This is a genomic window from Pantoea sp. UBA4549, assembly GCF_002387285.1.
Classification (GTDB): domain Bacteria; phylum Pseudomonadota; class Gammaproteobacteria; order Enterobacterales; family Enterobacteriaceae; genus Pantoea; species Pantoea borealis.
Genome location: NZ_DGLH01000003.1, coordinates 28,620 through 48,954, shown reverse-complemented (window position 1 = coordinate 48,954; position 20,335 = coordinate 28,620). Strand labels below are relative to the sequence as shown.

Here is a 20,335-nt window from a genome sequence, read left to right as displayed (position 1 = left end):
CTGCGTCACACACCACTATGCCGTGTGGTTTTGGTGCGGTTGCTGCAGCAGCTCCTCCAGTGACACGTTAACGCCTTCCAGCGTAATCAGCTGCGTAGTGCTGTAGCCCGTCCCGCTACCGTCACGATCGATTGAGAGTACGGTGTTGCCATCAGAAGTATGGTCCACTTTCACGAAATCATTAATATTACTTGTGGAATCATTCCAGCCGATCAGCAGTTCACTGATATCAACCTTGTCTCCCTGGGCGACGTTAAAGTCGGTCCAGGTGTCGTGGCCGTTGCCGCCAGTGGCGTCAGCGCGATCCAGCAGATGGTAAACCAGCGTATCCGTGCCGGTGCCACCGGTGATGGTGTCATCGTAGGCGCTGCTGGTCAGCGTATCGTTACCGCGGGTGCCGTTAATGGTCGGGTGCAGCTCAATGGTAAAGCTGTGACTGGTCAGGGTGCCGTCCCGGCCCGCCAGGGTGTAACTGAACACCTCCTTATGCGTAATATTCTGTACGTTAACATCCGCATTCAGTGAATAGGTGTAGCTTCCGCTGGCGCTGACCTGCAGCACGCCGAACTCACCGGCCACCTGCGTCATGCCGGCCGCTCCTACCGTGGTTTCTGCCCCCAGAGCATTAGTGATGGTTAAGGTTCCGCTGTGCGTACCGGCACTGTCGGCCCAGATGCTGCCGCTCGCGTCATGCTCAGCGCTGCTGCTTTCCGCCAGCAGGCTGGTAGCGGCAAACAGCGTGGCCGCCGGGCCGTTATGCAGCGTTACCGTTAGCGTGGCGGAGGTCACTGTGCCGCTGGCGTCCCTTACCGAATAGGTAAAGGTATCCGTCGCTGGCAGCGTATCGATATTCAGGCCCGCTTTCAGCGCATAGGTGTAGTTACCTCTCGCATCCAGGGTCAGCGTACCGTAGCTGCTGGTGATCACCGTATTACCCGTGCCGGCAACCGTTGCGCCGCCCGCCGTTGTAACCGCCACGCCGGCCGGCACCGTACCGGCTATCGAACTGGTGTCATTTGCCAGCAGATTACCGGTGACGGTGGCCGCCGTGGTCACTGCCAGCGTGGTGTAGTCTGACACCGTACTCACGATAGTGGTGGGCAGCACGCTGAGGTTGGTATTCGCGCCGACCACTACCGCGTAGTTGCCGGTACTCAGGTTGGTGTAGGTGACGTTACCGCCGCGAATCGTTCCGATTGAGAGCAGAGAACTGATGTAGTTGCTCTGCGAACTCACCAGCTGCCAGGAGCCGTTACTCAGCTGCGTGTAGAGGTTCAGCGAGTAGTTAGCCGCCACCCCGATGCTGTTTACGGAACCGTAGAGCGTTACCGTGCGGAAATCGTCCTGACCCACATTGAAGATATAGGCGTTGCCGTTATTGAGCACGCTGGCACCCAGTATGGATCCGACTCCCAGAGTAAGCAGTGCAGTGTGCGAAGAGTTCACGGTGCCGTTATTAACGGTGGCCTGGGTGGTAGTGTAATCGACCTCGTTAACATCGCTGGTCGCTACAACGCGAATGGCCCCCAGCAGCGACGCCGACGGCGAAACGTTGCCCGCCCTGTCGCTCTGCGTCACCGAGAGCGTAGCACCGGTGGTCTGCGCAGTGCTCAGCGCCACTGACCAGCTGCCGCCGGTGCCCACCGTGGTGGTCCCGAGCGAGGCACCGCTGGCATCACGCACCGTCACCGTTGCGCCGACCTCACCGCTGCCGGTGACGCTGGTACCGGCGCTGTTGATCAGCAGCCCGGATACCGCCGCCGGCGGCACCGTATCCACGGTAACCGTCGTCGCCACATTACTGCTGCTGACGTTACCTGCCGGATCGGTCACCGTGGTGCTCAGGGTATGCGCCCCGTTGCTCAGCGCCGCAGTGGTAAAGCTCCAGCTGCCGCCGGTGCCCGCCGTGACGGAACCGAGCGCAGTCGTGCCGTCAAAAATGGTCACCAGCGCGCCCGCTTCTGCCGTGCCGCTCAGCGTCGGCGTGGTATCACGCGTAAAGGCGCCGCTGGTCAGCGTCACCGGCGTGCTGCCCGCATCGTCGGTGATGGTAAGCGTGCTGGCCGCCGGTGCCACGGTGTCAATCCGCAGCGTGACCGAAGCCTGCGGACTGACGTTGCCCGCTGCGTCGGTCTGCGTCACGTTCAGCGTATGAGCGCCGTTACTCAGCGCAGGTGTGATAAAGCTCCAGCTGCCGCTGCCGCCGACGGTCGCGGTTCCCAGCAGCGTGGTACCGTCGTAAACGCTGATGCGTGCGCCCGCCTCGCCCGATCCACTCAGCAGCGGTGTGGTGTCATTGGTCACGCCGTTATTGGGGATCGCGATCGCCGTGCTGCCATTGTTATTAGCCAGCGTCAGTCCGGTTACGGCAACCGGCACCGTGGTGTCGATAATCGCCGTTGAGCTGATGCTGCTGCTGACGTTCCCCGCGGCATCAGTAGCGGTGATGCTGAAGGTATGCGATCCCTCGGAGAGCGCTGTTCCTGGCGTAAAGCTCCAGCTGCCGCTGCCGCTGGCAGTCACTGAACCCAGCACGGTAGTGCCATCGCGCACAATCACCAGACTGTTTGCCTCTGCCGTACCGCTCAGCGTTGGGGTGCTGTCGCGCGTCGCGCCGCCATTTGCCACCGTTGTATTGTTGATGTCGTTCGTGACCACCAGCGAAGGCGCAGCAGGCGCCACGGTATCCACGGTAATCGCTACCGCCGGCGTCGCCGGGCTGACGTTGCCTGCCGCATCGCGTACCGTGGTGCTCAGCGAATGCACGCCGTTGCTCAGCGCGCCTGGCGTAAAGCTCCATGCACCGTCGCTGCCTGCCACCACAGAGCCCAGCGTCGTACTGCCGTCATACACGGTAACAACCGCGTTCGCCTCTGCCGTGCCGCTCAGCGTTGGTGTGGCGTCATTAGTGACCGCGCCATTTGCCAGCGGTCCGGTCACCGGCGCCACATCATCCGTGATCGTCAGGTTGCTGACGGCTGCCGGTGCCACCGTATCCACCGTCAGCGTAATGCTGGCTGGCGGACTGACGTTCCCGGCGGCGTCGGTCTGGGTTACGTTCAGGGTGTGGATGCCTTCACTCAGCACCGGGCTGACAAAGCTCCAGCTGCCATTGCTGCTGACAATTGCCGTACCCAGCGCAACATTCCCGTCAAGGATAGTCACGCGTGCGCCCGCTTCGCCGGAGCCGGTCAGCAGCGGCGTGCTGTCACTGGTTACACTGTTGTTGGGGATAGCGATCGCCGTACTGCCGTTGTTGTTGGCGGCAGCCAGGCCGGTAACCGCACCTGGCGCAACGGTATCAATGATCGCCGTTGAGCTGACGCTGCTGCTGACGTTGCCTGCTGCATCGGTGGCAGTGATGCTGAAGGTATGCGATCCCTCACTCAGCGCTGTAGCTGGCGTAAAGCTCCAGCTGCCGGTACTGCTGGCGGTGACGGAACCGAGTAGCGTGGTGCCGTCGCGGATAATCACCAGGCTATTGGCCTCGGCGCTGCCGCTCAGGGTTGGCGTGCTGTCGCCGCTTGCCGCGCCGTTCGCCACCGTGGTGTTCGCCACGTCGTTGGTCACAACCAGCGTTGGCGCAGCCGGTGCCACGGTATCCACGGTGATCGCGACCGTGGGCGACGCCGGGCTGACGTTGCCCGCCGCATCACGGACCGTCACGCTCAGCGCATGCGGGCCGTTATTCAGCGCGGGCGAAGTAAAGCTCCACGCGCCGCTGCCGTCGGCAGCAACGGACCCCAGTACCGCGGTGCCGTCATAGACGGTGACAATGCCCCCCGCCTCTGCCGTGCCGCTCAGCACCGGCGTGGCGTCGTTGGTTACGGCACCGTTAACCAGAGGTCCGGTATTTGGCGCGGCGTCATCAGTGACCACCAGGTTGCTCACTGCGACTGGCGGAGTAGTATCAACCGTCAGCGTCAGCGTTGCATTCGGGCTGACGTTACCGGCCGCATCGCTGGCCGTAACGTTAAAGGTGTGTGCCCCCTCTGCCAGCGCCGGCGTGACAAAACTCCACGCCCCGCCGCTGCCCGCCGTTACCGATCCGAGCACGGTATTGCCGTCACGGATCGTCACCACGCTGCCCGCCTCTGCCGTTCCCCTGAGCAGCGGCGTGGCGTCACTGGTGGTACCGCCGGCGGCAATCGCCACCAGCGCGCTGCCGTTGTTGTTGGCCGCATTCAGACCGCTTACGGCAACCGGCGCCACGTTATCAACAATCAGCGTGGTGCTGGTCGCGCCGCTGACGTTGCCTGCCACATCGGTGGCGGTGACGCTCAGGGTATGCAGCCCCTGACTCAGCGTTGTGCTGACATAGCTCCAGCGTCCCTCCGCATCAGCGGTCACCGAGCCCAGCACCGCGGTGCCGTCGCGTACCGTGACAACGGCGTTCGCTTCTGCCACGCCGCTTAAGGTCGGCGTCGCATCGCTGCTGTAGCCACCCGCCGGTATGGTTGCGCTGGTCACATCGTTGGTCACCACCAGCGTTGAGGTCGCTGGCGCAGTGGTATCCACCACTACGGTAAAGTTCACCGGCGCACTGCTGCTGCCCGCCGCATCGCGTACCGTGACGCTGAGCGGATGCGTACCTTCGCTCAGCGCGGCAGGGGTGAAGCTCCAGGCTCCGTCGCCGTTTGCCACTACCGATCCCAGCACCGTAGTGCCTTCGCTGATCACTACCACGCTGTTTGCCGCGGCGCTGCCGGAGAGCGTTGGCGTGGTGTCGTCCGTCGGCGTACCGCTGGTCAGCGCGCCCTGAATTGCGCCGGCGTTATCCGTTACCGTCAGTCCCGTAACCGGTGCGACCGCTGCGGTCAGCACGGTAAAGCTGATATCGCTCACCGGGCTGACGTTGCCCGCCGCGTCGGCGGCACTCACGCTCAGCGTGTGCGGACCATCCGCCAGCGCGGCGGTGGTAAAGCTCCACGCGCCGTTGGTACCGGCGGTTACCGAGCCGAGCACGGTGGTGCCGTCCCGCACGGTAACGATGCTGCCCGCCTCAGCGGTACCGCTCAGCTGCGGCGTGTTGTCGCTGGTGGTGCTGCCAGCCGCGATAGTCAGCGGCGTGCTGCCGTTGTTATTGACCGCCGTCAGGCCGGAGATAGCCGCCGGTGCCACGGTATCCACCACCACCGTGGTGACGGCAGAGGCGATACCGGTATTACCGGCCACATCGGTGACACGCACGCTCAGGGCGTGGCTGCCCTCGCCCAGCGCGGCAGGGGTAAAGCTCCAGGCGCCCGCGCCGCTGGCGATAGCGGTACCGAGCAGCGTGGTGCCGTCATACACGCTGACCGTGGCGTTTGCCTCCGTGGTGCCGCTCAGCGCTGGCGTACTGTCGTTGATGGTTGCCCCGCTGGTGAGCGGCGTATCCGAATCACCCGCGGTGACGTTCACCGTGCCGGCCGCAGGGGCTACCGTATCGACCGTGATGTTCAGCGCGCCGGAGCGATCGCTGACGTTGCCCGCCGCATCGGTCACCGTCACACTAAGCGCGTGCGCGCCCTGGCTCAGCAGCGGCAGCGTGGTGCTCCATGCGCCGTCGCCGTCGGCACTTACCGAAGCAATTACCGTATTACCATCGTAGATGGTCACCAGGCCGCCCGCTTCCGCCGTGCCGCTGAGCTGCGGCGTACTGTCGTTAGTCACGCTGTTATCGGCTACCGGCACCGGCGTGGCGCCGTTGTTATTGGCCGCCGCGAGATCGGTTACGGCATCGGGTACAACGGTATCGACAATGAAATTAATCACCTCTGACGGATCGCCAGGATTGCCGGTTACATCCGTGCTGATGACGGAAATTGCGTGCGGTCCCTCCCCCAGCGTTGGCGTGAAGTCCCACTGTCCGTCAGCGTTAATTTCAGCGCTGCCAATCGGCACACCATTATCAAGAATAGACACGGTGCCATTTGCCGGGCCCGTTCCCTGCAGGACCGGCGTGTTGTCACGGATATCGGCCCCGTCTGCTACCGTTACCAGCGTGCTGCCGCTGTTATCGGTGATCTGCAGCGTACTGTCGACCGGTGGCAGATTGGCTTCAACGGTCAGCGTGAAGGCGTTGGTAGCCGGGCTGACGTTACCCGCCGCATCGGTCACGGTGAACGTAAAACTATGCACGCGGTTTGAGAGCGCAGCGTCTGGCGTAAAGCTCCAGCTGCCGTTTTCGTCAGCGGTGGCGGTTCCCAGCAGCACGTTGTCGTCATAAACCGTTACCGTGCTGCCCGCCTCCGCCGTGCCGCTGAAGACCGGGAGATTATCGTCAGTAGTAGCGCCTGACGTCAGCGGACCTTCAGCGCCGCCAACGCTGTCGGTGACAAGCAGATCCGGGATAGCGTCCGGCACCGCCGTATCAATAGTGATGCTGACCGGCCCGGTAACCGGTCCGGTGGTGCCCGCCGCGTTGCTGACTGAGACGCTGAAAGCGTAGGTTGCATCGTCCAGCGCCGCGGATTCATAACGCCAGACGCCGTTCTCACCCACGGTGGTGCTGCCGACAATATCGCCATCCTGAATGATATTAACCACTGTGCCGGCGACGCCGGTCCCGCGCAGCACCGGCGTGCTGTCACTGGCGAAGCCGTTGTTCGCGACCAGCACCGGCGTGGTGCTGGCGTTGTTGTAGATATCAAAGCTCAGCACCGCGGCTGGCGTACTGGTATCGACCGTAAAGCTGACCGTCGACGCCACCTCGCTGACGTTGCCCGCTACATCGGTGGCGGTCACCGTCAGCGTGTGTGCCCCTTCTGCCAGCGCCGTGGTGTTGAGGCTCCAGGCCCCCTGAGGATTAGCGGTGGTTCTGCCAACCTCCTGCGCACCGTCATACACAATGATGGTCGCCCCTGCCTCTGCGGTACCGCTGATGAGCGGCGTCGCGTCAGGAGTTACGCTGTTGCTATTAATGGTTACCGGCGTCGCTTGTATATCATTCTGCAGCAGCAGATCGCCTGCCGGCTGCGGCGCAGTGGCATCAATATTGATGGTCAGCGCACCGGACGGTGCGCTGACGTTGCCCACTTCATCGGTGACCGTGGCGCTCAGCGTGTGCTGGCCGTCGGTCAGTACCGGTGAGCTGAAGCTCCAGTTGCCGTCGCCGTCCGCCGTCACGGAGCCAATCACCACGCCGCCGTCATACAGCGTAATCAGGCTGTCGGGTTCCGCGGTGCCGCTCAGCAGTGGCGTATTGTCCGTGGTCAGCGCGCCGTTTGTCAGAGGCTGCGGTGTCGTACCGTTGTCATTACTGACCACCAGCGATGTGGCATCCGGCAGCGTGGCGTCCACGGTAAAGGCGACAGGATCAGAAGCCGGACCGGTGTTACCGGCCGTATCGGTCACCGTGGTGGTGAGGCTGTAGCTGCCATCGTCCAGCGCCGGCAGCTGATAGCTCCACTGTCCGTTACTGCCGGTGGTCACGCTGCCAACAATGTCGTTTCCGTCCAGAATCGTTACCACGCTGCCCGGCTCTGCGGTGCCGCTGAGGAACGGCGTATTATCCGTGGTGATGCTGCCGCTGGCGATCGCCACCGGCGTGGTGCCGTCGTTGTTCGTCAGCGCGATGTTCGCTGCCACCGCCGGCGGCGTGGTATCAACGATCGCACTGAAAGTCACCGGTGCGCTGACGTTACCAAGCGTATCGGATGCCGTGGCGGTAAAGGTGTAGCTGCCGTCCGCCAGCGCGGTGGCAGGCGTAAAGCTCCAGCTTCCCTGTCCGTTTACCGTAGTGGAACCCAGCAGCGTACCGCTCTGATCGGTAAGGGTAATAATGCTGCCCGCATCCCCGCGACCGCTGAACAGCGGCGTGCCGTCATTAGTCAGACCGCCATTGGGAACGGCTACCGGCGCAGTGCCGTTATCATTACTCAGCGTCAGCTGCGTAACGGCGGAAGGCGCCGTGGTGTCCACGGTAAAGGCGATCGGCGCACCCGGCGCGCTGCTGTTACCGGCAGCATCGGTGACCGTCACGCTCAGGCTGTGCGGGCCGTCGCTGAGGATCGGCGAGAAGCTCCAGTTACCCTGTGCATCGGTCGTGGTGGTACCGAGGATCAGATTGCCATCAGATACAACGATGGTGCTGCCAGGCTCTGCGCGACCGGAGAACTCAGGCGTGTTGTCACCGGTGGTGGAACCGGACGCGATCACCTGCGGCGTGGCGCCATTGTTGTTCACCAGCGTGGTCGCAGTGGCTGCGCCCGGTGCGACCGTATCCACGGTAAAGGTTATCGTGGGTGAAGCGGGGCTGGTATTCCCGGCGGCGTCGCTGACAACGGTGCTCAGGTTGTGCTCACCCTGCGTCAGCGCGCCAGCTGTAAACTGCCAGCTGCCGCTGCTGTTCACGGTAACCGAACCGATTTGCGTAGCGCCGTCATAGATCAGCACCACGCTGCCCGGCTCGGCTGAACCGATCAGCTGCGGCGTCGCGTCGTTGGTCACGTCACCGCTGTTGATCGGCACCAGCGTACTGCCTTCATTGTTGTTAACCAGCACGTTCTGCGCTGCTTCCGGTGCCTGCGTATCCACATTGATTGTGGTTATCGCCGAAGCCGGACTGACATTGCCTGCGGCGGTGGTCTCCGTGATGCTTAGCGCATAGCTGCCGTCATCCAGCGCAGCGGGCGTAAACTGCCAGCCGCCATCGCCATCGGCGACTACGCTGCCGATGGCCGTATCACCGTTATAAACCGTGATCAGACTGCCGGCGGCGGCGGTACCGCTGAGCTGCGGCGTACTGTCGCTGGTATAACCGTTGCTGGCAACCGGCGCGCCTTCCCCGGTGGTAACAGCGAAGACAGGTGCAGCCGGCACGCTGGTATCCACCGTCAGGGTCACCGAGTTGCCGGTGATACTGACGTTACCTGCGGCATCGGTCGCGGTCGCACGCAAAGTATGCTCACCGTCGGTCAGGGCGGTGTCGGTCAGGCGCCAGGCCCCGTTCGCGTCCGCCCGCACAGAGCCGATAGCGGTTGTTCCGTCATAAAGCGTTACCAGGCTGCCCGGCTCCGCGCTGCCGCTCAGCACCGGCGTGGCGTCATTGGTTACGCCGGTAAGCGGTGCATTATTGTCATCTGTCGCTGCCAGATTGACCACTGCACCAGGGGGGGTGGTATCGATAGTGAAGCTATAGGCAGGCGACGCCGCGCCGGTGTTGCCGGCGGTGTCAGTCACCCGCGTGGTCAGGCTGTAATTGCCCTCAGCCAGCGGCGCATCCGGCGTGAAGCGCCAGTTGCCGTCATCGCCTGCGGTCACGCTGCCCAGCACCTCGCCGTTGTTATACACGGTTACAAGGCTGCCCGCTTCCGCCGTGCCGCTCAGCACCGGCGTGGTGGTATTCGTCGCACCTGCCTCGTCGACAGGGCGCGCCACGCCGCCCGCCTCATTGCTGACCTGCAGATCGCCCGCAGCGGCGGGTGGCGTGGTATCGATGGTAAAATTCAGCGGTGCCGACGGTGCGCTGACGTTACCCGCCGGATCGGTAACGGTGGTGGTCAGGCTGTAATCGCCCTCAGACAGTGCCGCCTCCGGTGTGAAACTCCAGTTGCCTTGTGTATCGGCGGTCACGCTGCCCAGCACCGTGTCGCCATCGGAAACGGTGATCAGCGCACCCGGTTCGGCGCTGCCGCTCAGCACCGGCGACGTCGTGTTGGTCACGCCGTTATTGACCGGCAGCGGCGTTTCTCCGTCGTTGTTACTGAGCTGCAGCCCGCCTGCAGCCGCAGGCGGAATGGTATCGACGGTAAACACCAGCGCCGGTGAAGGTTCGCTGACATTGCCCGCCGGGCTGGTTACCGTAGCCGTCAGGCTGTGCTGACCTTCACTGAGCGGCGACTCAGGCGTAAAGCGCCACGTGCCGCCGTCCTCCGCGACCACGCTGCCCAGCACCGTGGTGCCATCCCGTACCGTTACCGTACTGCCCGCAGCCGCCGTGCCGCTCAGCACCGGCGTGGTATCGCTGGTGGCACCGCTGGTGACCGCCACCAGCGTGCCGTTGCTGTCATTGCTCAGCACCAGTTCATCCGCTGCTGCCGGCGGCGTGGTTTCAATCGTAAAGTTAAGCGGCGCAGAGTCATCGCCGCTGTTACCCGCTGCATCCGTGACCGTGGTAGTGAGGCTGTGTGGCCCGGCTGCCAGCGGCGTTTCCGGCGTAAAGCGCCACGCTCCGTCGCTGCCCGCGCTGACGCTGCCCAGCAGCGTGCCGTTATCATAGACGCGGACCGTGCTGCCGGGTTCAGCGCTGCCGCTCAGCGCCGGTGACGTATCGTTAGTTACGCCACCCGCATTAATGGCGTTACCGTTTTGATCGTTATTCAGCTGCAGGCCGTTTGCCGCAGCAGGCGGTGCGGTATCGACAGTCAGCACCAGCGGTGCGGAAGGCGCACTGCTGTTCCCCGCCGGTGAGGTGGTGACGGCCGTCAGGCTGTGATCGCCGTCGGAAAGCGGTTCGTCTGGCACAAAACTCCAGGTTCCCCCTTCTCCCACGGTAACGGAGCCCAGTACCTCATCACCATCAGAAACCGTCACTACGCTACCGGGGGCCACGCCGCTGCCGCTCAGCCGCGGGGTGGCGTCATTCGTCACGCCATTGCTGACCGGAACCGGCGTGTTACCTTCATCGTTAGCCGCCTGCAGCGCAGCGGGCGCCGCCGGGGCAGTCGTATCGATGGTAAACACCACTGGCGTGGAGGCTTCTCCGCTATTACCAGCCGGATCGGTAACGACCGTGGTCAGGCTATGCTCACCCGGCTGCAGTACCGGTGACGTAAAGCTCCAGCTGCCGTCGCTGCCGGCGGTGGTGCTGCCCAGCACGTTATCGCCATCAGAGACGGTGACGGTACTGCCCGGCTCTGCGCTTCCGCTGAGTACCGGCGTGGTGCTGTTGGTGATGCCGGTAATTTCGTTGCCGCTTTGCCCGTTGCTCAGCAGCAATTCGCCGGCGCTCGCTGGTGCAGTGGTATCGACAACCATATTAACCGGTGCACTGACCGGCCCGGTGTTGCCCGCCGCATCGGTCACGGTGGTGGTGAGACTGTGCGGGCCTTCATCCAGCGGCTGCAGTGGCGTAAAGCTCCAGTTGCCGTCGCTGTCTGCCACGGCACTGCCCAGCACGTCGCCATTATCGGAAACGGTAACGATGCTGCCCGGCTCGGCGCTGCCGCTGAGGGTCGGGCTGGTTTCATTCGTGGCGCCGCCCGCCGGCAGGGCGTTACCGTCCTGGTTGTTCAGCTGCAGACCGCTGGTAGCGGCAGGTGGCTGCGTATCGACTGTGACCGCCACCGGAGCAGAGGCGGGGCCGGTATTACCGGCCGCATTGGTGACGGTGCTGGTCAGCGCGTGATCGCCATCGCTGAGCGGCGGCGTGGTATAGCTCCAGTTGCCGTCGGCATCCGTGGTCGTGGTACCCAGTACCGTATCCCCGTCGCGGACAGTCACCGTGGAGCCAGGCTCCGCGGTGCCGCTCAGCGTCGGCGTAGTGAGATTTGTGCTGCTGCCAGGCGCAACCGGATCGCCGTTCTCATTGCCGAGCTGGACGCCGGACGGCGCGGCAGGCACGGTGGTATCGATGGTGATATTAATGACCGGCGAGGAGGTCTCTGCCCCCGTCGTGCTGGTTGCCACAGCACGGAATGCATAGGTGCCGTCGGCTAACGCGTCAGGCGTAAAGCGCCACTGGCCGTCTCCGTCAGCGACCACGCTGCCCAGCAGCGTGGTGCCGTTATAAAGTCTGACCACATCACCGGCGGTGGCGACGCCGCTCAGCACCGGGGTGTTATCGCCAGTGCTGTCGTTATCTGCCAGCGTAACCAGCGTGCTGCCCCTGTCATCCGTTATCTCCAGCGAACTGGTTGCCGGCACGCTGCCGGCATCAACCGCCAGCGTAAACGCCGGTGACGCCGGACTGACATTTCCTGCGGCATCGGTGACGGTGGTGGTGAGATTATGCTGTCCATTGCTCAGCGCCGGCAGCGTCAGGCTCCAGTTGCCGTTGCTATCAGTGGCGGCGCTGCCAAGCAGTACGTCGCCGTCATAAACGCGGACCACGCTGCCCGCTTCAGCCGTTCCGCTCAGCGTTGGCGTATTGTCATCGGTGAACTGGCCTGAGGTCAGCGGACCGGTATTACTGCCCGCATTATCAATAACCTGCAGATCGCTGACTGCCGCTGGCGCGACGGTATCTACGGTAAAATTCAGCGGCGCAGAGGCGGGGCTGCTGTTGCCAGCCAGATCGGTCACGGTGGAGGTCAGGCTGTGGCCGCCCTCGCTCAGCGGCGGCGTGGTAAAGCGCCAGCTGCCATCGCTGTTGGTGGTTACGCTGCCCAGCACGGTGTCGCCATCACGAATTGTCACCAGCGCCCCCGGCTCCGCCGTGCCGCTCAGCACCGGCCGGGCGTCGTTAACGGTGCTGTCCGGCGTAATGCTGACCACGCTGCTGCCGTTGCTGCCGGTTAAGGTCAGATCGTCAGCCGCCGCCGGCGCCACGCTATCAACGGTGATATTCAGCGGCGCGCTTTGTGTAACGTTGCCTGCGGCATCGGTGGTGCGCAGGTAGAAACTGTGCAGGCCCTGAAACAGACTGCGCAGGGCAAACGACCACTGGCCGTTGCTGTCGGCTACGACACTGCCGATTTCCGTTGTCCCGTCAAAGAGCGTAATCAGGTTGCCCGGTGTGCTGACGCCGCTCAGCGTTATCTCATCACTGCGCGTGGTGGCACCATCGGTCAGCGGCTGCAGTGTATTATCACCGGTGCCTGTCGCCTCCAGCGGTGTCGTCGCAGGCGGCAAATCCGCCTGAACGTTGAGCGCAAAAGGCGCACTCGCCGGCCCCGTATTACCGGCCGCGTCAGTGCTGGTAACGGTGAGGCTGTGTGCGCCGTTGCTGAGCGCAGGCGTGGTAAACTGCCAGCTGCCGTTAACATCGACCAGCGCAACCCCGAGCAGCACGTTACCGTCATAAATGCTGACCGAGGCACCCGGCTCTCCGCTGCCGCTCAGCACGGGCGTATTGTCATCGGTGGTGGCGTTTTGCGCCAGCTCAACCTGGCTGTCGCCTGCGTCGTCAAAGACCTGCAGATCGGTTATCGCCTCCGGAGCCGTGATATCAACTGTCAGCTGCAGCGGCGCAGAGGCGGGTCCGGTATTGCCTGCGGCGTCTGTCACGGTGGTGGTAAGCGTATGGTTTCCTTCACTCAGCGCCGGGGTGGTAAAACTCCAGCGCCCGTCACTGTCTGCAATCGCGCTCCCCAGTACCGTTGTGCCGTCGCGTACGGTGATGACGCTGCCTGGTTCGGCGCTGCCGCTGAATACCGGCGTGGTATCACGGGTAGCGCCGTTAGTGGCAATCGGGGTAATGGTGCCGCTGCTGTCGCTGCTGAGCAGCAGATCGCCCGCGGCGGCCGGCAGCACCGTATCAATAGTTATGGTGAGCGTGACGGATGAAGCGGTATTCCCGGCGGCATCAGTGGCAACGGCACGGAAGGCGTAGCTGCCATCCGGCAGGGCGGCCGGCGTAAAACTCCACTGCCCGCTCGCATCGGCCAGCGTGCTGCCAAGCACGGTAGTACCGTTATAGAGCGTCACCAGCTCATTGGCGCCAGCCAGCCCGCTCAGGGTCGGCGTGGTATCACGCGTGCTGGCACCGTCAGGAAGCGTACGCAGCACAGGGCTGCTGTCGTCAGTAATCTCCAGGGTGCTGCTGGTCGGTGCAATGCCTGCCGCTACATTAATCACGAACCCGCTGGTGGCGGGACTGACATTGCCGGCCGCATCGGTGACCGTCACGCTCAGCGTGTGGCTGCCGTTATTCAGTGCCGGTGTGGTAAAGCTCCAGCGCCCGTCGGCTCCTGCTGTAACGCTGCCAAGCAGAACAGACCCGTCATACACCCTGACAGTGGCACCCGCTTCTGCCGTGCCGGTCAGGGTTGGCGTATTATCATCGGTGGTTTGCCCGTTGAGTAATGGACCCTGGCTGCTGCCGACATTATCGCTGACGACGATATTGCCAGCCGGAGCAGGAGCTGTGGTATCGCCATTGCCGGGATCGGTTCCGCCATTGCCAGGATCGCCACCGGGATTGTTGCCCCCGTTACCGGGATTGGTGCCGCCGCCGGGATTATCCGTATCACCGCCGCCGCCACCGCCGCCGCCACCGCCTGTCGCAAACAGCGCCCCGATACCTGCCAGAGCCGCCCCGCCGATACCGAAGGCCGCAATCGTGCCGTTATCCGTTACGTTTTCTGCCAGCAGGCCTTCTGTGCTGTCGATTGACACATACTGAAAGCCCTCTGTGCCGGGATCCTCAACCCACCATAGCGCACCGCGATCGTCCTGAAGGACCAGATCGCTGTCGCCATTGGCGCTGTAAAAATCATGAATAACAAGTGTTTCACCCGATTTAGTAGTCACTACTAAATCATTGCCATTGCGTGTGAAAGCCTTAATGTCAGCCTGATTCAGATTAAGTTTAACCACACTGGGTGCGTTCAGCGTAATCTGATTACCGCTCACTTCATTAGCAATTGTCCCGCCTTTAGGCGTGATAGAGATATTGTTCATGTTATCGGGATCCCGCGCAGATATAAGTTTATGAGCGTGAATAGCACGCCCGGTATCATCAGATACCGCTTGCTATCGCGAGTAATTCAGGGAATTACTCACATTCTTCATCGGCCGTTCTTATTTCAGTAAGCGAATAAGCACAGCGCTGAACAGGTTTAATTGCGGATTCAGAAAGGACATCAGGCGTTATGCGGGATACAGAAGCGTTATTCAGGCGGGGTAATAAGCGAAGCAGGTTCTCTTATCATTTCACCAAAGATCACTTTCTGCGCAGACCATAATCGCAAAGCTGTGTGCTGAATTACGCAAATAAATCATCAAGATAAACACTCGGCCAGTGATAGCCCTGCATGCCATAAACAGGCTTACGCGCAAGCAGGTCAACATAGTGTTGATTTTCCACACCCTCAACAATAACGCCGCGGCATAATTGATTAAGGTGATTAAGCAGAATGTCAAAGGTGCGGTCTTCGCTGAATTGCCAGAAAAACGCTTTATCAATCTTGACGATCTCAAATATTCCGCTGTCAAGCATGGTCAGGCTTGAATAACCCGGACCAAAGTTGTCAAGCCAGAGAGGAGCCGGCGTAATTTTTGCTACGCCTTTCAGGGTTAGCAGATCTTCGCTGCTAAAACGCGAAGTGAAAAATGCAGAAATTTCCAGCCGCAATAATGCAACAGACGCCAGTTTTTCCTGAATGACTTTGTCTGCAAATATGCCGGCAACAATATCTCTGTCTACGTTTACGCTGATAACCTGGTTAAACCCCTGCTGACTAAGCTGAATAATATTTTCGACCTGGTGAAGGAATAGCTGCCATTTTTCATCGGCAGAAAGCAGAGAGAAAAAACGCTCTTCTCTGTCGGGATCGTGTTGTGTAGTTATCGCTTCTTTTGCTTTAAAACGTGTCAGCAGCTCCCATGAAATAATCTCGCCAGTCAGGCTGTAAACAGGTTCCAGCAAGAAAACCGGATTAAAACGCTCGGTCATGGCACCCTTCCTGAAGACGCTGCGGACAAAGCCTGAAAGATCAGACCTGCTGATGTAATTCAAAATAAAAATATCGACAAAACTTACTATAGCAACTGAAGACTAGCCTGCAATTTACATTTTGAAAAATTGTTTTCAGCTAAAAATGGCCCTGAAACAATAGTCAAAACCAATCATTTTCAGACAACCGCTCCGGTAAGTTTCTATAAATGGCCTAAAAATAAAGACACGTATCCTGCTTCACCTGAGCATCTGCGCCGTAAAACAGACTACATTGCTGATTTTAAGCTAAATTTGTGCTGAAAACGTAGCGTGAGCCATGGCGCGCCTGAGCAATAACAGTGTTACTTTCAGAAAGCGCGCTCCAATAAACACGCCAGATAAAACCGTGCGTAAAAAAGATAACATTCATAAAAATCATAAATAAATACTGAGATAAAAATAAGCGAAACATTAAAAAAGTTGTCATTAAATCAGAAGGAGGATGAGTACAGGGAGCACTGCTGACAGAGGATATTGATTTTTAAGCCAAACTGATAAAGCAGAGACAATGGCAGGAAATAAAAAGCAGTAATGGCGTAAATAGCGTATTACGTCACAAATCAGAAAAAATTCACGTTAAAAAAAAGGGCCCCGCAGGGCCCGCTATCGATTATCGATTATTCATCTTCAAGATAGGTATAGCCATACAGACCACTTTCAAACTCGGCAAGGAACTGCGATCGCAGATCTTCATCTATATCCTGCTGCTGCTTCACCTGATCGCGGAACAGGGTCATGAGATCGTTCGGGTTGAGCTGCACATACTCAAGCATGTCAGCCACCGTATCCCCTTCGTCTGATAACTGCACTTCAACGCTGCCATCCTCAAAGGCAAACACATCCACCGCTTCAGTGTCACCAAACAGATTATGCATGTTGCCGAGGATCTCCTGATAGGCGCCGACCATAAAGAAGCCCAGCATCGGCGGATTATCCACGTCATATTCAGGCATCGGCATGGTAGTGGCGATCCCGTCACCGTCAACGTAATGATCGATTGTCCCGTCGGAGTCACAGGTAATGTCCAGCAGCACAGCGCGGCGCTGTGGCATCTTATTCAGGCCTTCCAGCGGCATAACCGGGAAAAGCTGATCGATACCCCAGGCATCCGGCATCGACTGAAACAGCGAGAAGTTAACGTAGATTTTATCTGCCATACGCTCCTGCAGCTCATCGATAATCGGGCGATGCGCACGATTGCTCGGATCCAGATGCTGCTGGATGTAGTGACAAATGCTCAGATAAAGCTGTTCGGCCCAGGCGCGCTGCCCCAGATCGTAGGTGCCTGATGAGTAGCCGGTATGGATATCAAACAGATCCATCTGGCTGTCGTGCAGCCATTCACGCAGCGAGCGGCGCACGTTGGGCTCATGCATCTCCTGCCAGGTGTCCCACAGGCTCTGAATCGGGCGCGGTGCATCCGTATCAGGCGCGACCGGCGTGCTGAATTCATTACGCTCTACGCCAATAATGTTAGAGACCAGCACGGTGTGGTGAGCCGTTACGGCTCGTCCTGACTCGGTGATCACCGTAGGATGTTCAAGACCATGTTCTTCACAGGCGTCGCCGATAGCCCAGATGACATTATTGGCATATTCATTCAGCCCATAGTTCACCGAGCAATCAGACTGAGAGCGGGTTCCTTCGTAGTCCACTCCCAGGCCGCCGCCCACATCGAAACATTTGATGTTGACGCCAAGCTTAGCCAGTTCAACATAGAAGCGGGCTGACTCACGCACGCCAGTGGCAATATCGCGGATATTCGCCATCTGCGAGCCAAGATGAAAGTGCAGCAGCTGCAGGCTGTCGAGGCGTCCCGCTTTGCGCATGATATCAACCAGCTGCAGCACCTGAGACGCTGCCAGACCAAACTTCGATTTCTCACCGCCGCTGGACTGCCACTTACCCGAGCCCTGCGAGGCCAGGCGCGCACGGATACCGAGACGCGGCACTACGTTCAGACGCTCTGCCTCTTCCAGTACCAGACGTACCTCGGTCATTTTTTCCAGCACCAGGTAGACTTTATGGCCCAGCTTTTCACCGATCAGCGCCAGTCGGATATATTCACGATCTTTATAGCCATTACAGACGATGACAGTACGCGTTTTGCCCGCGTGTGCCAGTACCGCCATCAGCTCTGCTTTTGAACCCGCCTCAAGGCCCAGGGGTTCGCCGGAGTTAACCAGTGACTCAATCACGCGCTTATGCTGGTTGACCTTGATCGGATAAACCAGGAAGTAGTCGCCTTTATAGCCATAGGATTCACGCGCGCGCTTAAACGCCGCGTTGATGGAGCGCAGGCGATGCTGCAGGATCTGCGGAAAGCAGAACAGTGCCGGCAGACGCTGACCGTCTGCTTCGCGCTCTTTGACCAGCTTTGCCAGGTCAACGCGCACCTCGGGCCGATCGGGATCCGGGCAAACGCTGATATGACCCAGCTCGTTTACGTCGTAATAGTTGTTGCCCCACCAGGCGATGTTATAGGTGCGCAGCATACGGCTCGCTTCCTGATCGCTCATCGCCACCTCCTGCATGGAGCGGAGGACACCCTGTTCGCCAGCTGACGAACCCTTGATATTCTTCATGTCGTCAGACATCGCGAACCTCAGTTTTCTGTTGAAATAATAGAGAGTTATCAGGTACTGCTGGTGCGTTTGCGGCTAAAAACTTATTCATCCTGCGTGTCCCGCCTCATCAGGTTGCCCTAGGTGTTACTGCCAGTAAGTGTAAAACATCGCGCTGCAGTCAGTAAAAATCCGTGCGGATTTGGTATGGCTGCGAGGGTAAACCGTGCACGCGTGCCGGCGTCTGATATCAGCCGCAGTTTAGTGGCTATGCGTGTCGCAAGGGTGATTGCACGACGGCAAACATCGACAGAAAGAACAGGAAGAGTGAACAGCAGAAAGAGAGGCCAGCGCGCAAAATATGCGCTGTGAACCAGAGAGCAGATCGGGACGGTTCATTACTTTACTCACCTCCAGCGCCTGCGGGCAGCATGCGGAAACGGAGCGGAAAAAAATCAGACACGGTATCTGATCGTGCAACGCCTGACGGCGTTCTGGCAACAATAGCGGCGTTTTATACCGCCAGCCGCGTAAAATTGCAAAATCTTTGTCCCCGCCCTGCGCGCGCTGTCAGCAAAAGCTTCCAGCAAGCCGCTTTTTGAAACAACCGGAATCAGAAAAAGCTCTGGTAAAATGCACATCGGGTAACCTAAAATAGCCGTCCAGATGGTTTTCCATCTAAACTGAATAAGTTCCAGGCGGTGTGAGCCTGGCGTGCTGACACTCCCTGCTGCTCGTGGCTTTGCCTGAAGGGGCGCTAAGCAGGTTTTTCACTGGCGCTATGCAGTCGAATTCAACCCATTTCTAAGGTAAAGAACAGAATGGCTAAACACCTTTTTACATCTGAGTCCGTATCAGAAGGACATCCTGATAAGATCGCTGACCAAATTTCCGATGCCGTGCTGGATGCCATCCTCGAACAGGATCCTAAAGCGCGCGTGGCCTGCGAAACTTACGTCAAAACCGGTATGGTACTGGTGGGCGGTGAAATCACCACCAGCGCCTGGGTCGATATCGAAGAGATCACCCGCAACACCGTACGTGAGATCGGCTATGTTCATTCTGATATGGGCTTTGATGCCAACTCCTGCGCCGTACTGAGCGCTATTGGCAAGCAGTCACCTGATATTAATCAGGGCGTAGACCGTACCGATCCGCTGGAACAGGGTGCAGGCGATCAGGGCCTGATGTTTGGTTACGCAACCAACGAAACCGATGTGCTGATGCCCGCGCCGGTGACCTATGCGCACCGTCTGGTGCAGCGTCAGGCCGAAGTGCGTAAAAATGGCGCACTGCCGTGGCTGCGTCCGGATGCCAAAAGCCAGATCACTTTCCAGTATGACGGTGGCAAAATTGTTGGTATCGACGCTGTCGTGCTCTCAACCCAGCATTCGGAAGAGGTTTCTCAGGCCGATCTGCGTGAAGCCGTAATGGAAGAGATCATTAAGCCGGTACTGCCCGCTGAGTGGATCAACGCCAGCACTAAATACCATATCAATCCAACCGGTCGCTTCGTTATTGGCGGACCAATGGGTGACTGTGGCCTGACTGGCCGTAAAATCATTGTGGATACTTACGGCGGTATGGCTCGTCACGGTGGCGGTGCTTTCTCCGGTAAAGATCCGTCAAAAGTTGACCGCTCTGCAGCCTATGCAGCGCGCTACGTGGCAAAAAACATTGTTGCTGCCGGCCTGGCCGATCGCTGTGAGATTCAGGTTTCCTACGCTATCGGCGTGGCAGAGCCAACGTCAATCATGGTAGAAACCTTTGGCACTGAAAAAGTGGCGACCGAACAGCTGACGCTGCTGGTTCGTGAATTCTTTGACCTGCGCCCTTATGGTCTCATTCAGATGATGGATCTGCTGAAACCTATCTATAAAGAGACCGCCGCCTACGGTCACTTTGGTCGCGAGCACTTCCCGTGGGAGCAGACCGATAAAGCCGCCCTGCTGCGCGAAGCCGCCGGCCTGTAAGCGCACTCCTTTATGTAATAGCCCGCTCTGAGCGGGCTTTTTTGTGCCTGAACGTACCCCGCCGCTCTGATTTCGTAAATCATCTGATTCCAGGGGCGGCATTTATGCCGTCCTGGCCACGTGCATCACCTGACCCCAGGGGCGCATGAATGCGCCCCCTGCGTGCCGTGCCATTGTAGGGGCGGCATTTATGCCGCCCTGGCCGCATGCATCACCTG

The 20,335-nt window shown here is 59.8% G+C and carries 4 protein-coding genes; 1 reads left to right on the top strand and 3 read right to left on the bottom strand.

The window, feature by feature from the left end:
* Window positions 1-15: 15 nt before the first annotated feature.
* From B3041_RS00775 to speA, 3 genes are all read right to left on the bottom strand, one after another.
* The gene (locus B3041_RS00775) at window positions 16-14,544 is read right to left on the bottom strand and encodes an Ig-like domain-containing protein (RefSeq protein WP_292968532.1); all 14,529 of its coding nucleotides are present in this window, start codon (window positions 14,542-14,544) and stop codon (window positions 16-18) included.
* 304 nt (window positions 14,545-14,848) lie between these two features.
* Entirely contained in the window at window positions 14,849-15,538 is a 690-nt protein-coding gene (locus B3041_RS00770; protein WP_065648238.1) for an EAL domain-containing protein, read from the bottom strand.
* Between the two features lie 659 nt (window positions 15,539-16,197).
* Window positions 16,198-18,177 (bottom strand): biosynthetic arginine decarboxylase, encoded by a 1,980-nt coding sequence (gene speA / locus B3041_RS00765; RefSeq protein ID WP_075050711.1) that lies wholly within the window; start codon window positions 18,175-18,177, stop codon window positions 16,198-16,200.
* Between the two features lie 788 nt (window positions 18,178-18,965).
* On the opposite strand from speA, the gene metK reads away from it, so the two are divergent.
* The gene (metK, locus tag B3041_RS00760; RefSeq protein ID WP_065648237.1) at window positions 18,966-20,117 is read left to right on the top strand and encodes a methionine adenosyltransferase; all 1,152 of its coding nucleotides are present in this window, start codon (window positions 18,966-18,968) and stop codon (window positions 20,115-20,117) included.
* The last annotated feature ends 218 nt before the right edge of the window (window positions 20,118-20,335 follow it).

Bases quoted from the DNA above. Each gene is read 5' to 3' on its own strand.
- B3041_RS00775 (WP_292968532.1), bottom strand. From the start codon at position 14,544: ATGAACAATATCTCTATCACGCCTAAAGGCGGGACAATTGCTAATGAA.
- B3041_RS00770 (WP_065648238.1), bottom strand. From the start codon at position 15,538: ATGACCGAGCGTTTTAATCCGGTTTTCTTGCTGGAACCTGTTTACAGC.
- speA (WP_075050711.1), bottom strand. From the start codon at position 18,177: ATGTCTGACGACATGAAGAATATCAAGGGTTCGTCAGCTGGCGAACAG.
- metK (WP_065648237.1), top strand. From the start codon at position 18,966: ATGGCTAAACACCTTTTTACATCTGAGTCCGTATCAGAAGGACATCCT.